The organism is uncultured Bacteroides sp., from assembly GCF_949298305.1.
In the GTDB taxonomy this organism is placed as follows: Bacteria; Bacteroidota; Bacteroidia; order Bacteroidales; family Bacteroidaceae; genus Bacteroides.
In genome coordinates, this window is record NZ_CASFWU010000081.1 from 1 (window position 1) to 13535 (window position 13535).

13 protein-coding genes and 3 tRNA genes are annotated in these 13535 nt (G+C 57.5%); 10 read left to right on the forward strand and 6 right to left on the reverse strand.

All coding sequences use genetic code 11. The features are described from left to right. Positions 1 to 126 precede the first annotated feature (126 nt). A complete protein-coding gene (gene ribD / locus Q1Y74_RS10780; RefSeq protein ID WP_300814331.1) occupies positions 127 to 1191 on the reverse strand; it encodes a bifunctional diaminohydroxyphosphoribosylaminopyrimidine deaminase/5-amino-6-(5-phosphoribosylamino)uracil reductase RibD in 1065 nt (354 codons plus the stop codon). A gap of 78 nt (positions 1192 to 1269) precedes the next feature. Here ribD and prmC point away from each other — a divergent pair, with 78 nt between their 5' ends. The 7 genes from prmC (at position 1270) to Q1Y74_RS10815 (ending at position 5521) form a co-directional block, all read left to right on the forward strand. Continuing rightward, complete coding sequence (prmC, locus tag Q1Y74_RS10785; protein ID WP_300814332.1) at positions 1270 to 2106, forward strand: peptide chain release factor N(5)-glutamine methyltransferase; 837 nt, start codon at positions 1270 to 1272, stop codon at positions 2104 to 2106. Beyond that, entirely contained in the window at positions 2103 to 2582 is a 480-nt protein-coding gene (locus Q1Y74_RS10790; RefSeq protein WP_300814333.1) for a regulatory protein RecX, read from the forward strand. The genes prmC and Q1Y74_RS10790 overlap by 4 nt, the downstream gene beginning before the upstream one ends. A gap of 77 nt (positions 2583 to 2659) precedes the next feature. After that, entirely contained in the window at positions 2660 to 3298 is a 639-nt protein-coding gene (pyrE, locus tag Q1Y74_RS10795; RefSeq protein WP_300814335.1) for an orotate phosphoribosyltransferase, read from the forward strand. Positions 3299 to 3421: 123 nt separating this feature from the next. Continuing rightward, a complete protein-coding gene (locus Q1Y74_RS10800) occupies positions 3422 to 3832 on the forward strand; it encodes an SRPBCC family protein (RefSeq protein ID WP_300814336.1) in 411 nt (136 codons plus the stop codon). Between the two features lie 42 nt (positions 3833 to 3874). Next, positions 3875 to 5215, forward strand: a complete 1341-nt coding sequence (gene argH, locus Q1Y74_RS10805) for an argininosuccinate lyase (RefSeq protein ID WP_300814338.1) — start codon at positions 3875 to 3877, stop codon at positions 5213 to 5215. 134 nt (positions 5216 to 5349) lie between these two features. Continuing rightward, positions 5350 to 5425 (forward strand) — tRNA-Gly (locus Q1Y74_RS10810). A gap of 11 nt (positions 5426 to 5436) precedes the next feature. Further along, a tRNA-Leu gene (locus Q1Y74_RS10815) sits at positions 5437 to 5521 on the forward strand. Positions 5522 to 5676: 155 nt separating this feature from the next. Here the strand turns inward: Q1Y74_RS10815 and Q1Y74_RS10820 are convergent. Further along, positions 5677 to 5749: transfer RNA gene (locus Q1Y74_RS10820), tRNA-Met, on the reverse strand. Positions 5750 to 5976: 227 nt separating this feature from the next. On the opposite strand from Q1Y74_RS10820, the gene Q1Y74_RS10825 reads away from it, so the two are divergent. The 3 genes from Q1Y74_RS10825 to Q1Y74_RS10835 are packed head-to-tail and all read left to right on the forward strand — an operon-like array spanning position 5977 to position 8026. Further along, a complete protein-coding gene (locus Q1Y74_RS10825; protein ID WP_300814339.1) occupies positions 5977 to 6579 on the forward strand; it encodes a TetR/AcrR family transcriptional regulator in 603 nt (200 codons plus the stop codon). 18 nt (positions 6580 to 6597) lie between these two features. Then, complete coding sequence (fabG, locus tag Q1Y74_RS10830; protein ID WP_300814340.1) at positions 6598 to 7344, forward strand: 3-oxoacyl-[acyl-carrier-protein] reductase; 747 nt, start codon at positions 6598 to 6600, stop codon at positions 7342 to 7344. A gap of 10 nt (positions 7345 to 7354) precedes the next feature. After that, complete coding sequence (locus Q1Y74_RS10835; RefSeq protein ID WP_300814342.1) at positions 7355 to 8026, forward strand: RluA family pseudouridine synthase; 672 nt, start codon at positions 7355 to 7357, stop codon at positions 8024 to 8026. Positions 8027 to 8209: 183 nt separating this feature from the next. Here Q1Y74_RS10835 and Q1Y74_RS10840 read toward each other — a convergent pair whose 3' ends face one another. The 4 genes from Q1Y74_RS10840 to Q1Y74_RS10855 all read right to left on the reverse strand — a co-directional run. Then, on the reverse strand, positions 8210 to 8884 hold the full coding sequence (locus Q1Y74_RS10840; protein WP_300814343.1) for an ABC transporter ATP-binding protein: 675 nt from the start codon (positions 8882 to 8884) through the stop codon (positions 8210 to 8212). A 257-nt stretch (positions 8885 to 9141) separates the two neighbouring features. Then, entirely contained in the window at positions 9142 to 11430 is a 2289-nt protein-coding gene (locus tag Q1Y74_RS10845; protein ID WP_300814345.1) for an ABC transporter permease, read from the reverse strand. 105 nt (positions 11431 to 11535) lie between these two features. Further along, positions 11536 to 12459, reverse strand: a complete 924-nt coding sequence (locus Q1Y74_RS10850; RefSeq protein WP_300814347.1) for an FtsX-like permease family protein — start codon at positions 12457 to 12459, stop codon at positions 11536 to 11538. After that, positions 12359 to 13535 (reverse strand): FtsX-like permease family protein (locus Q1Y74_RS10855; RefSeq protein WP_366914105.1); only part of this gene is annotated, 1177 nt, incomplete at its 5' end. The genes Q1Y74_RS10850 and Q1Y74_RS10855, both read right to left, overlap by 101 nt.

The window sequence follows — 13535 nt, forward strand, 5'->3', positions numbered from 1 at the left end:
CTGCATGGCGCAGGAGGGTGTGCCGGGCCTGTTCTGCGTGCCGGCAGGCGGGCGGCGGGCGGGCGGTTTGCGGGCCTGCCGCCCGGCGTCCGTCCGGCCTGGCGCGGGGGCGGGCCGGAGGGTCTTTCAGTCCGCCGGCAGCCCGTCGGCTCCGTCGGCGGTGTAGTGCAGCAGGGTGTGGCCGAATGCCTTGTCCGTTTCGCAGGGCAGGTGGGGGGGCATGACGGGCGCCTCCACGCCTGCGTGCAGCATCAGCGGGCTGCGTTCGATGAAGGCTTCGTCCCAGAGGCGGGCGTCGATGAACGACTGCAGCAGCCGGCTGCCGCCCTCGACCAGCAGCGACTGGAGCCCGCGTGCGTAGAGGGCTTCGAGCACCTGCGGGAGCACTTCGCGGCCGTAGTCCACGGTGATGTATTCCACCTGCGGCCTTGCCTCCCGGGGCTGTTGTCCGGCGGTGAAGACCAGTGTGGGCGCGCTGCCGTCCAGCAGGTGCAGCGTGGGGGGCAGCGTCAGGCCGCGGTCCAGGACGACGCGCACGGGCTGCGGCCCGTACCAGCGGCGCACGGTCAGCGAGGGGTTGTCCAGCAGGGCGGTGCGGGTGCCCACCATGATGGCGCTGTGCTCGGCCCGCTTCTTGTGGACGAGCATGGCCGTCAGCGGGTTGGAGAGCACCACGGGGCTGCCTTCCCGGCGGGCGATGTCCAGATAGCCGTCGGCCGACTGGGCCCACTTCAGCGTGACGTAGGGACGGCGGCGGGTGTGGAAGGTGACGAAGCGTCGGATGAGCGCCTTGCATTCGGCCTCCAGCACGCCCACCTTGACTTCGCGGCCTGCGTCCAGCAGCTTGCGGATGCCCCGTCCGGCCACCTTGGCAAAGGGGTCCTGGCAGCCGATGACGATGCGCGGTATCTGCTTCTCCACAATCAGGTCGGCGCAGGGGGGCGTCTTGCCGTAGTGGGCGCAGGGCTCCAGGCTGACGTAGAGGGTGGAGCGTTGCAGCAGCGCGGGGTTCGCGACGGAGCGGATGGCGTTCACCTCGGCGTGCGCCTCGCCGCAGCGGACGTGGTAGCCTTCGCCTATAATCTGCCCGTCGCAGACGATGACTGCCCCCACCATGGGGTTGGGGGCGGTGTTGCAGCGCCCGTTGCGTGCCAGCTCGATGCAGCGCCGCATGTATTTTTCTTCTTCCATGTCGTTAGCAATTTTTCAGTCTTTGCGGTATTTTTAAAAATAAATGTTTATTTTTGCAGCTCGTAAAACGAACTCTCAATGAATGTAAGTAGCTCCGACGTCAGGCAAATGTTGCGCGAATGCTATTCTGCACCAGAGGCTTCCGCCCTTGCCCGGATTGTCTGTTGCGAGATGCTGGGGCAAAGCCCGACGGACTTTTACCTGGGCAAAGATATGATTTTATCCGCAAACGGTGAACGGGAATTGCAAAGCATTCTTGCGCGCCTGCGCAATTTTGAGCCGATTCAGTACGTGCAGGGCTTCGCCCGTTTCCTGGGGCGGCCGTTCAAGGTGTGCCCGGGTGTGCTGGTGCCCCGTCCCGAGACGGAGGAGCTGGTGGAGCGCATGCTGGAGGAGGTGAGGCCCGACGCCCGCATCCTGGACATAGGCACGGGCAGCGGTTGCATCGCCGTCAGCCTGTCTGTGGGCCTGCCTGCCGCGCAGGTGACGGCCTGGGACGTGTCCGAAGAGGCGCTGTCCGTGGCCCGCGCCAACAACGCCGCCCTTCACGCTTCGGTCGGCTTCGGCCGGGTTGACGTGCTGGCATACAGTCCCGTCGGGCCGGAGCGTTTTGACGTGATAGTCAGCAACCCGCCCTACGTCACCGAGTCCGAGAAGGCCGGGATGGAACGGAACGTGCTGGATTGGGAACCTTTTTCCGCTTTGTTTGTTCCTGATACAGACCCCCTCCGTTTCTACCGCCGCATTGCGGAGCTGGGCCGGACCCTGCTGGTTCCGGGCGGCAAGATTTATTTTGAAATTAACCGGGCTTTCGGTCCCGCAACCCGTGCCATGCTGCTGGGGCAGGGGTATGCCGAGGCCCACATCCTGAAAGATATTTCCGGCAATGACCGGTTTGTAATTGCAGAAAAATGACAGAAATTACAGAAACTGATGCCCTGAACAGGGTGGCTGCTTATTGTGCCTCTGCCGAACACTGCCGTGCGGAGGTTGTGGAGAAATTGCAGCGTTGGGGAATCCCCTACGCGGCCATCGACCGTATCGTAGACCGTCTGGTGGCGGAAAAATACATCGACGAAGAACGCTTCTGCCGCGCTTTTGTGCGCGACAAGTACCGCTTTGCCAAGTGGGGCAAGGTGAAGATAGGCGAGGCGCTCCAGCTGAAAAAAATCCCGCGCTTCACCTACTGGCCTTTCCTCAACGAGATAGACGAGGAGGAGTATCTCTCTATCCTTCAGGGCCTGCTGGCCACGAAGCGGAAGAGCGTGCGGGCCGAAAACGAATACGAGCTGAACAACAAGCTGGTCCGTTTCGCCCTGAGCCGCGGTTTCGAGATGAAAGATATACGCCGCTGCATCGACGTGCCGGACGAAAATGTGTGTGTAGATTGAAATTTATCCGTATTCTTTTTCCTAATGTCGTTCACTTTCTGTATTTTTGCGGCAAGATTAAAAAACAGTTGTTTGCTATGAAGACTTTGGAAAGATTGTTTGCAGAAAAGTTGCTGAAAATTAAAGCGATTAAACTACAACCGGCTAATCCTTTCACGTGGGCGTCCGGGTGGAAATCTCCTTTCTATTGCGATAACCGCAAGACCCTTTCTTATCCGTCCTTGCGCAACTTTGTGAAGGTGGAGATTACCCGCCTCATTCTGGAACGCTACGGACAGGTGGACGCTATCGCCGGCGTGGCAACGGGCGCCATTCCGCAGGGAGCTCTGGTGGCCGACGCGTTGAACCTGCCGTTTGTCTACGTGCGCTCTACTCCCAAAGATCATGGCTTGGAGAACTTGATTGAAGGCGAACTCCGTCCGGGCATGAAAGTGGTGGTGGTGGAAGACCTCATCTCTACCGGAGGAAGCAGTCTGAAGGCCGTGGAGGCCATCCGCCGCGACGGATGCGAGGTCATCGGCATGGTGGCCGCCTATACCTACGGTTTCCCCATTGCCGAAAAGGCGTTCAAGGACGCCAAGGTGCCCCTGGTTACGCTGACCAATTACGAAGCCGTACTGGACGTCGCCCTGCGTACGGGTTACGTCGAGGAGTCGGACATCGAGACTTTGAACGAGTGGCGCAAGGACCCCGCGCACTGGGATGCCGCCAAATGATGAAGCCCGCCTGTTGTTGCAGACCCTGTATAGAGCATATTATATAATGTAAGACAAAAGAGCCGTTCGGACAGTCCCTGCCCGGACAGTTCTTTTTTGTCTTTTAAAAAGACCGACGAGTGTATGATAAAATTTGAAAGTAGCGTGAAGATGGTGCCCGCTTCGCAGGAGGCGGTGTACGAGAAACTGTCCGACCTGAACAACCTGGAGAAAGTGAAGGACCGCCTGCCGCAGGACAAGGTGAAGAACCTGAGCTTCGATGCCGAAAGCCTCTCGATGGAAGTGGACCCCGTGGGCAAGGTGACCCTGCAGATTGTGGAAAAGGAGCCCTGCAAGTGCATCAAGTTCGGCACTACCACGTCGCCCCTCCCCTTCAACCTGTGGATACAGATACTGCCCGTCACCGATACGGAGTGCAAGATGAAACTGACCATCGGGCTGGAACTGAATCCCTTCATGAAGGCCATGGTGCAGAAACCCTTGCAGGAAGGCATCGAAAAGATGGCCGGCATGCTGGCCATGATACCCTATTGAGAAACATGAATGCAATCCGGAATAACTGAATAAACAACGAATATGGCTCAGAAACTTTGGGAGAAAAACGTTCAGGTCAACAAGGACATTGAACGCTTCACGGTGGGACGCGACCGTGAGATGGACCTCTACCTGGCCAAGCACGACGTGCTGGGCTCCATGGCACACATCACCATGCTCCAGACCATCGGCCTGCTCACCGCAGAAGAGCTGGAACAGCTGCTTGCCGAACTGAAGAACATTTACGCCGCCGCCGAGCGGGGCGAGTTTGTGATAGAGGACGGAGTGGAAGACGTACACTCGCAGGTGGAGCTGATGCTGACCCGCCGGCTGGGCGACGTGGGCAAGAAGATACACAGCGGCCGCTCGCGCAACGACCAGGTGCTGCTCGACCTGAAACTCTTCACCCGCGCGCAGATAAAGGAGATTGCCGAGGCCGTGGAACAGCTGTTCCGGGCCCTCATCGCGCAGAGCGAGCGCTACAAGGACGTGCTCATGCCCGGCTACACGCACCTGCAGATAGCCATGCCCTCTTCCTTCGGGCTGTGGTTCGGCGCCTACGCCGAGAGCCTGGTGGACGACATGATGTTCCTGCAGGCCGCCTTCAGGATGTGCAACCGCAACCCGCTCGGCTCCGCCGCGGGCTATGGCTCCTCCTTCCCCCTGAACCGCACCCTCACCACCCGGCTGCTGGGCTTCGACTCCATGAACTACAACGTGGTCTACGCCCAGATGGGGCGCGGAAAGATGGAGCGCAACGTGGCCTTCGCCCTGGCCAGCATCGCGGGCACCGTGTCCAAGCTGGCCTTCGACGCCTGCCTGTTCAACAGCCAGAACTTCGGCTTCGTCAAGCTGCCCGACGAGTGTACGACCGGCTCCAGCATCATGCCCCACAAGAAGAATCCCGACGTGTTTGAACTGACGCGCGCCAAATGCAACAAGCTGCAGGCTCTGCCGCAGCAAATCATGATGATAGCCAACAACCTGCCGTCCGGCTACTTCCGCGACCTGCAGATTATCAAGGAAGTCTTCCTGCCCGCCTTCCAGGAACTGAAGGACTGCCTCCAGATGACGACCTACATCGTGAACGAAATCAAGGTGAACGAACACATCCTCGACGACGACAAGTACCTGTACATCTTCAGCGTGGAGGAGGTGAACCGCCTGGCCCGCGAAGGAATGCCCTTCCGCGACGCATATAAGAAGGTGGGGCTGGACATTGAGGCCGGCCGCTTCACCCACGACAAGCAGGTGCACCACACCCACGAAGGCAGCATCGGCAACCTCTGCAACGACCGCATCGAGGCCCTGATGCGCGACGTGGTGGAGGGCTTCAACTTCTCCGTCATGGAGCAGGCCGAACAGGCGTTGCTGGGACGTTGAGAAGGGTGGAAGTGCCGCCCGCCATTCCTGCAGACTGAATGCGGACGGCACTTCCCGCTTACTTTTCTTATGAAAAAGTTTGGCTGTAAAGCTGAAACTGCTTATCTTTGCACCCGTTCTTTCGGACAGATTCTGCGGAAATAGCTCAGTTGGTAGAGCACAACCTTGCCAAGGTTGGGGTCGCGAGTTCGAGTCTCGTTTTCCGCTCCAGTAGAATGGATGCTCGAATGGTGGAATCGGTAGACACGAGGGACTTAAAATCCCTTGGCCATTGCGGCTGTGCGGGTTCAAGTCCCGCTTCGAGTACGGATAATGACGCTGATTGCCTGACAAAGGCAGTCGGCGTTTTTTTTGTAGGTCCGGCATCGTCGTTGGCCGGCGGGGCTGCGGGTGCGGGCGCCTGAGAGGTTGGGGTAGGGGCAATAAAAAAGACCGCACTGGGCGGTCTTTGCTTTATTGAGTTGCGGAGGCCTGACTCGAACAGACGACCTTTGGGTTATGAGCCCAACGAGCTACCAACTGCTCCACTCCGCGATATTTCTGTTTTGCGAGTGCAAAGGTAGGGCTTTTTTTGTAAACTGCAAACATTTTACCCGATATTTTTTCGTCGGGTGCTTGTTTTTGCCGATTCTTTCCTGTTGCCACCTCGTTGCCTTTATTCCCTCCGGCCGTCGGTTTGTTAATAAAATGTTTATTTTCTTGTAAGATATGCAGAAATGTCTTACTTTTGCTCAACTTATTCAATAATGTGCAATTAGGATATGACCGTTTCGAAGACAAGAGCCAAATTAGTGGATGTGGCACGACAGCTTTTCGCAAAGATGGGCGTGGAGAACACCACTATGAACGACATTGCCCTCGCTTCCAAGAAAGGCAGGCGTACGCTGTACACCTACTTCAAGAGCAAGGAGGACATTTACCTGGCTGTCGTAGAAACGGAACTCGACATCCTGTCGGACATGATGAAGCGCGTGACGGAGAAGCCCGTCTCGCCCGACGAGAAACTGATTGAGATGATTTACACCCATCTGGATGCGGTGAAGGAGGTGGTCTTCCGCAACGGTACGCTGCGTGCCAACTTCTTCCGCGACATCTGGCGGGTGGAGAAGGTGCGCAAGCGCTTCGACGCTACCGAGATTCAGCTCTTCAAGGAAGTGCTGAGCGAGGGCATGGCGAAGGGCGTGTTCGAGATTGACGACCTGGACATGACGGCCGAAATCATCCACTACTCCGTGAAGGGCATTGAGGCGCCCTACATACGCGGACACGTGGGGGCGCACCTGGACGACGACACACGGGACAAGTACGTCACCCGTCTTGTCCTGGGCGCTCTGGGTAAGAAGAAAGAACTGACTAACCAATAAATAAAAGTAAAGAACATTATGGGATTATTGACAGGAAAGACTGCTATCGTGACCGGTGCGGCACGAGGCATCGGCAAGGCCATCGCCTTGAAGTTCGCTAAAGAAGGAGCCAACATCGCGTTTACCGACCTGGTGATTGACGAAAATGCGGAAGCCACCGCAAAGGAAATTGAGGCGCTGGGCGTGAAGGCCAAAGGATATGCATCCAACGCAGCCAACTTTGAAGACACCGCCAAGGTGGTGGAAGCCATCCACGCAGACTTCGGCCGCATCGACATCCTGGTGAACAATGCCGGCATCACGCGCGACGGACTGATGATGCGCATGAGCGAGCAGCAGTGGGACATGGTCATCAACGTGAACCTGAAGTCCGCTTTCAACTTCATCCATGCCTGCACCCCCATCATGATGCGCCAGAAGGCCGGAAGCATCATCAACATGGCTTCCGTGGTCGGTGTACACGGCAACGCAGGGCAGGCCAACTACTCGGCTTCCAAGGCCGGCATGATTGCCCTGGCCAAGTCCATCGCTCAGGAATTGGGTTCGCGCGGCATCCGTGCCAACGCCATCGCTCCGGGCTTCATCATGACAGCCATGACCGACGCCCTCTCTGACGAGGTGAAGGCCGAATGGTGCAAGAAGATTCCTCTGCGCCGCGGCGGTACGCCCGAAGATGTGGCAGACGTGGCTACCTTCCTGGCTTCGGACATGTCGTCCTACGTTTCAGGCCAGGTTATCCAGGTAGACGGTGGTATGAACATGTAATCAGCGTGAAATGACTGTCGTTTACGAAGACAATCATATCATCATTGTCAACAAGACCGCTTCCGAGATTGTCCAGGGAGACAAGACGGGCGATACGCCGCTTTCGGAGACCGTAAAACAGTATCTGAAGGAGAAGTATCAGAAACCCGGCAACGTCTTCATCGGTGTCACCCACCGGCTGGACCGCCCCGTGAGCGGTCTTGTCGTGTTTGCCAAGACCAGCAAGGCCCTCTCGCGGCTGAACGAGATGTTCAAGAACGGCGAGGTGAAGAAGACCTACTGGGCCGTGGTGAAGAACGAGCCGCCCCAATTGGAGGGCGACCTGGTTCACTACCTGGTGCGCAACGAGAAGCAGAACAAGAGCTATGCCTACGACACGGAGAAGCCCGGCAGCAAGCGCGCCGAGCTGCACTACCGCCTCATCGGCCGCTCGCAGAACTACTTCCTGCTGGAAGTGGACCTGAAGACGGGCCGCCACCACCAGATACGCTGCCAGCTGGCCAAGATGGGTTGTCCCATCAAGGGCGACCTGAAATACGGCTCCCCCCGCTCCAACCCCGACGGCAGCATCTGCCTGCACGCCCGCCGCGTCCGCTTCGTCCACCCTGTCTCCAAGTTGCCGATAGAGGTGGAGGCTCCCGTCCCCGCCACTACGCTGTGGCAGGAGTTCAGGATGCTGTAAGTGTCTTGACGCCCTGTTTTGAACGGGCTCAGAGGACGTACCCATGCAGGAATCCAAACTTATTCAGGCACGGAATGGCACGGAACTCAGACAGACAGTACGAACTGTCTCTGATGAATCCGTGCATTCCGTGCCTGAATCATAAGTGCGCTGCCCCTGCGGGGACTCGCCCTCCCGCCGCGTTTACAGATTTGCCTCGGCCACTACCTGTCCGTCGAACAGGTTGATGATGCGGTCGGCAAAGCCGGCGTCGTGCTGCGAGTGCGTCACCATGACGATGGTCGTGCCTTCCTTGTTCAGTTCCTTCAGCAGGTCCATCACTTCCTTGCCGTTCTTCGAGTCGAGGTTACCGGTCGGTTCGTCCGCCAGAATCAGTTTCGGGTTGGCCACCACGGCGCGGGCAATGGCCACACGCTGCTGCTGACCGCCGGAGAGCTGCTGCGGGAAGTGCTTGGCGCGGTGGCTGATGGCCATGCGCTCCATCGCCTGCTCGATGCGCTGCTTGCGTTCGCTGGCAGGCACGCCCATGTAGAGCAGGGGCAGCTCGATGTTCTCATACACGTTCAGCTCATCAATCAGGTTAAAACTCTGGAAGACGAAGCCGATGACACCCTTGCGCAGGCTGGTGCGCTGTGCCTCGGTGTATTTCGATACTTCCGTTCCGTTCAGGTAATATTCGCCTGCCGTGGGGTTATCCAGCAATCCAAGTATGTTGAGCAGGGTGGACTTGCCGCAACCCGACGGTCCCATGATAGCTACAAATTCGCCTTCGTTCACTTCGATATTCACATTGTTCAGTGCCAATGTCTGTACTTCTTCCGTACGGAAGATCTTCTGCAAATTTACAGTCTTAATCATAATCTTTCAGTTTTAATGTCTTTCCCATTTAATGGGAAAAGACGGGTTAAATATACAGTTAATTTTATAATTAGTTCTTTTTTTTCAGCCGTTAGAGGGAGTTAAAGGGAGTTATCCCTCCGCTTTGCTCCGTTCAAGGAGTTAAAGGCCGATAGCCCCGGTAGCAGGTTTGGCAGCATAGTATCGGCTTCCAACTCCCCAGCCTGCTTTGGCGGGCGATAACTCCCTCTAACTCCCTTTACCTTCTTATCATATCATTACTCCCTCTTCACCACTTCCGCCGGATTCTCATTGGCTGCCCGCCACACGGAGCGGCCGATGCAGAGGGAAATCAGCAACGCCATGACAGCAAAGATACCGACATAAATCCACCAGGCGATGGGAGTCTGCTCCACATAACGTTCCAGCCAGTGCCTCATCAGCACATAGCCCACGGGAAACGCCACGATGGAAGCACCCGACAGGAGCAGCAAATGTTCGCGAACGAAAAGGGCGAGTATATCTGCCACCCGTGCACCGTTCACCCGACGAATCGCTATTTCCTTGCGCCGGCGCTCGCAGGCCAGAACGATGTGCGAATACAGGCCGAACAGCGAAATAAGCACACACACCAGCGAGACGAACACCAGCAGGCGCGACAAGGCGTGTTCGGACGTGAGATACTCATCATAGACATCATTGGCCGTACGCAAAGGCGTATCCATCCACTGCGACATGTGTTCGGCCGCCCAGTCGTTGTAGAAGGCTTTCAGGTCATCGGCATAGCTTTCGTCAAACCTGATAACCATATTTCCACCGGTCCTTACCCCCAGGGCGTTGTTCCGTCCCACCAGCATCATGGGTCTCACCGGCACGGTGGGCGACGTGGTATGGACATCCTTGAAGACTCCCGTCACCGTAAACCGCCCGGCCTTCTTGCCCACGGGGTCGGCCCAGCCCAGGGCTTTTGCCGCCGTTTCGTTGATGACAATTTCGTTGGGCTCATCGAACAGGCAATCTCCTGCCAGCAGACGGATGCCATAGAAATCCATGAAATCCCGGTCGCGGTCTATGAACAGCATTTCTATCGGTTCACTGTCAGCCGCTTTCCCTTCCCACTCCGTCAGCCGTATGGACGCACCTCCGTAATCGGGCAACAAGGAATACATGTCCTCCTGCACCTCGTGAACGTAAGGCAACTCGCGCAGGTCGTGAATGATTTGCGGATTGCTGAAGAGGGACGTAGCTTTGCCGTCGCGTTCGAACCCGATGTCCGTATGCTTCAGGTAATGCAGTTGCAGGAACAGGACGGACAGGGCGAACAGCATCATCAGAGTGAAAAATAGCTGGATGCCGATGCCCCATTGATGGATGCCGATGCCCCTTCCGCCCAGACGGGCATTGCCCTGCAACACCGTCACCAGCGACCGGCGGGTGTAACGGGCGATGAGGAAAGCAGCCAGCAACAGCGACACGATGAGTATCAGCACAAAATAACCTGCCGCCGATGTCATCACTCCCTCTGTAACTTGTGACAGTTCGCAGAACTTGGGTTCGGTCCATTCGATAAATACCATGCCTAAGAAGCCGCTTGCCAGCATCAGCACCGTCAGTTCTGTGCCAAACAGGAGAGACAGTCCCGCCTTCGAAGAGCCGCAGACCACGCGAAGTCCCAACTCGCGGGTACGGATGCGGATGCGCGTCACCATGAGCGAGAAGTAATTGATGAGCGCCATAAAGACAACCCCTGCGCCCACAGCCGCAAACAACTGTATGTAGGTCAGCGCAATGCTGTTTTCGTCCTTCAGCAGTGTGTAGCGACAGCGGGTCAGTTTCTCCTGCCGCAGCCCTTTGACCAAAACACCGCCATCGGGGTTAAAGTCATGTTCCTCCAGCTTTCCGGCAAATGCCTTCGCATCCACGCCTTCCCTGAGGCGGAGGCACACGGTGAAGATGTTGACGTTCCAGGCCATATCATCCTTTCCCACTCCTCCCATGATGTCATACCGGATGTTGGAGTGTTCTCCCCAGCCGGTAATCAAGGCCGTTATTTTCTGCTCGTCGCGTCCCATCTTCAGGCTTTTCCCCAACACCTCACGGGTGCCGAACAGACTGAGCGCTGCCTCTTCCGTCAGTGCCACTTCGTCCGTGTTGTGCAGGAAGCTCCAGCTGCCTTCCAGCAGGCAGACGTCGAACATCCGTACAAAGGCGGTATCCGCCTCTATAAACTTCCGGGCAGACTCCCTGCCTTCCACTTCCACCAATACGGTCCGGTTGTTGAAAGCCGCCGCGTCCTCCACCTCGGGAAATGTCTCGCGAAGCGCTTCGCCCAAAGGGTAGGCCTGAAGCACCGAATATCCGTTCTTTGACAAGATGGAGTTCCCATAAACCATGTAAATCCGCTCGGCCCCCCGATGGAAGTCGTCGTAGGTCAGTTCGTACCTGATCCAAATCATCGACAGGGCGAAGCAGACGAACCCTGCCGCCAGCCCGACGGCACTCATCAGGCTCTGCACCTTGTACTTCAACAGGCTGCGGACAGCCACTTTCAGGTAGTGTAGTATCATGTTATTTTTTTTGTTTAGTTGACGAGGGGACAAGGCTTCAGACCACAAGGCCATATAACTCAAAGCAACTTGTCACCTTGTTTCCTCGTCAACTTGTTAACTAATTTACTCCCTCTTCATCACCTCCGCCGGATTGACCTGCGACGCACGGCGTATCTGCCACAGCACGGTGAGCAGGGCGATGGCGGCCACTGTCAGGCCCGCCACAAGGAAAATCCACAGCGAGAGCGGGGCATGGTGGGGGAAGTCCTCCATATAGCGGTGGATGGCGACGTAGGCAACGGCGGCCCCCGTCACGAAGGCGGCTCCCAGCAAGGCGAGGTACTTGCGCAGCAGCAGGCGGCAGATGTCGGCCACCTGTGCGCCGTGCACCTTGCGCAGGGCTATCTCGCGGTAGCGCTGGCGGATGTCGTAGAGCGACAGGCCGAACAGCCCCAGGCAGGAGATGACGATGGCTATCAGGGCAAAGGTGATGACGATGCGCGTCACCTTCCGGTCTTCCTCGTGCAGGCGGGCTATCTCGTCCGTGATGAACGAATACTCAAAGTCGCCCCGGCCCACAGCCTCCTGGTAGAGGTCGCTGAGGAAGGCGATGGCTTCCTTCCGCTTGCCGGGGGCGATGGAGAGGAACGTGAAGTCGCGCCAGCCGTTCTGATAAATGAAGACAACCGGCTGGTTTCCGCCCGACAAGTGGCCGGTGCGGAAGTCATCTACCACACCTATGATGTCGTAGGATGGAATCTTATTCCAGTCGTCACCCGAACGGTACCAGAAACGTTGGTTCGGCGTGACCTTCTCCGTCCGCCAGTCCCGGATGTGCAGGGCCTGGAGGAACGCCCGGTTGGCTATCAGCTTGTAGGCATATTTGTCCTCCTCTCCTTTCCATCCCCGGCCTTCCAGCAGCCGGAAACCGAAGAAATCCATGTATTCACGCGAGGCCCAGAGATAGCAAACCTCCACTTCCTGTCCGTCGTCCGTACGGAAGCGGGTATCCGGTTGCAGATTGTAGGGCGGGATGCCATAAGTCATTCCCGTAAACAAGGGTGACTCCCCGATGCGTTTTTCCAGCAGGGCAAAGGCAGCATTCTTCTTCTTCTTCATCTCCTGCTGTCTGATTTCCCAGTCGTTTGTGGCTGCCGGATTCTCTTTCCAGAACGGGCACTGAATGATGTCCTCCGTGCGGTAGCCCACGTCCGTATGCAGCAGTATGCAGCAAGAACTGCAAGTGGCGGCTCAGGTAGATGGCGGCTACCGTCAGGCAAAAAGCAATGACGTATTGCAGGAAGAGGAACACCGTGCGCGAACGGGTTGCCTTGCCTCCCATGCCCACCTGGCTGAGCGAACGCATAGGGGCGGCATGCGCATAGCGCCAGTAAGGCGGCAGCATGGTGAAGAGCGGCAGCAGGAACAGCACAGCCGCGGACAGCAGCAGGTCGAAGCGCAGGTCGCCCTGTACGGGAATGTCGAACCACGCGTCCACCAACCGCCGTGTCACCTCTACCAGCAGCCAGGCCAAAAAGACGACCGCCGCATTCAGGCAGACATTCTCCACATAAAGCTGGAGGAAAATCTGTCCCTTGCCGGCTCCTAATACCTTCTTCATGCCCAGTTCACGGCCCCGCTTCAGCATCACCACCGAATAGAGGTTCATGTAGTTGAGCAAGCCTACCAGCAGAATCAGCCCCACTACCAGTCCGAGCAGCCTGAGCACGTCCGGACGGCCCTGCGTTACCGAGTCGGCATAAGCAGACACCTGCCTGCTCAGGTAGAAGTCCTTGAGCGGAACAAGCTGGTAATAGACGGCCTGCTGACCATAGCATATCAGTTGCATGGGCGTGCGGTTGGCCTGGTTTATCTCGTTCCCGTCCTCGGGGCGATGCAGGCGTACCACTTCGTAGGCCACCCGGCTCCAGTCCTTCATCAGGTACACGGACAAGACGACATCGAACTGGAAAGAGGACTTCGTGGACGGTTCCTTCAGGATGCCTGCCACACGGACAGGCTTACCCGACGACGTGACCAGCTCCTTGCCCACCGCATGCTCGGTCCCGAATATCCGCAGGGCGGCCTGTGGCGTCAGCAGGGCTTCGTCGGGCTTCAGTTGC

Coding starts and splice junctions, on each gene's coding strand:
- Q1Y74_RS10850 (WP_300814347.1), bottom strand. CDS start 12,459: ATGACTTATGGCATCCCGCCCTACAATCTGCAACCGGATACCCGCTTC.
- ribD (WP_300814331.1), bottom strand. CDS start 1,191: ATGGAAGAAGAAAAATACATGCGGCGCTGCATCGAGCTGGCACGCAAC.
- argH (WP_300814338.1), top strand. CDS start 3,875: ATGGCTCAGAAACTTTGGGAGAAAAACGTTCAGGTCAACAAGGACATT.
- Q1Y74_RS10835 (WP_300814342.1), top strand. CDS start 7,355: ATGACTGTCGTTTACGAAGACAATCATATCATCATTGTCAACAAGACC.
- prmC (WP_300814332.1), top strand. CDS start 1,270: ATGAATGTAAGTAGCTCCGACGTCAGGCAAATGTTGCGCGAATGCTAT.
- Q1Y74_RS10840 (WP_300814343.1), bottom strand. CDS start 8,884: ATGATTAAGACTGTAAATTTGCAGAAGATCTTCCGTACGGAAGAAGTA.
- Q1Y74_RS10825 (WP_300814339.1), top strand. CDS start 5,977: ATGACCGTTTCGAAGACAAGAGCCAAATTAGTGGATGTGGCACGACAG.
- pyrE (WP_300814335.1), top strand. CDS start 2,660: ATGAAGACTTTGGAAAGATTGTTTGCAGAAAAGTTGCTGAAAATTAAA.
- Q1Y74_RS10800 (WP_300814336.1), top strand. CDS start 3,422: ATGATAAAATTTGAAAGTAGCGTGAAGATGGTGCCCGCTTCGCAGGAG.
- Q1Y74_RS10845 (WP_300814345.1), bottom strand. CDS start 11,430: ATGATACTACACTACCTGAAAGTGGCTGTCCGCAGCCTGTTGAAGTAC.
- Q1Y74_RS10790 (WP_300814333.1), top strand. CDS start 2,103: ATGACAGAAATTACAGAAACTGATGCCCTGAACAGGGTGGCTGCTTAT.
- fabG (WP_300814340.1), top strand. CDS start 6,598: ATGGGATTATTGACAGGAAAGACTGCTATCGTGACCGGTGCGGCACGA.